The organism is Bacillus sp. SIMBA_031, assembly GCF_046535225.1.
Lineage (GTDB): Bacteria > Bacillota > Bacilli > Bacillales > Bacillaceae > Bacillus > Bacillus velezensis.
The window spans coordinates 1-381 of sequence record NZ_JAWRXC010000058.1 but is presented as its reverse complement, the minus strand read 5'-3'; the positions used below and the strand labels follow the sequence as shown (position 1 = coordinate 381).

The 381-nt window shown below is 62.7% G+C and carries 1 protein-coding gene; it reads left to right on the top strand.

Annotated features, from left to right (window positions below; translation table 11 throughout):
• A partial coding sequence (locus tag SB724_RS19500; protein ID WP_486304054.1) for a TetR-type transcription factor C-terminal domain-containing protein occupies positions 1-177 on the top strand: 177 nt, incomplete at its 5' end.
• Between the last annotated feature and the right edge of the window lie 204 nt (positions 178-381).

The window sequence follows — 381 nt, the reverse complement described above, 5'->3', positions numbered from 1 at the left end:
GCGCGTGAGGACGGCTCGCTGCGCCAGGATATCGATCCCCGCACCGTGACCCGCCTGCTGTTTGGCACTATCAACTCGATCGTTGAGTGGTACAAGCCCGGCGGTTCCCTGTCCCCGGAGAAACTGGCGGACGACCTCATCACCATGGCCTTCGACGGGCTCCACACCGCCGTCTGATTCTCTCTTCGCCTGGCTGTAGACAAACTATTTCCAGCCGGAAGCGAAGATGGCACTAGTTGTAACATGTTCAAGTATGGGAGCATCCTTCACGGCCGCCGAGGCTACGTGGAACTTGGACGGGATCGCGATGCGCGGGACGCTACTGCGGCCCGCCGGCAGTGGCCCCTTTCCCGCGGTGGTTCTCGTCGCCGGCAGTGGTCC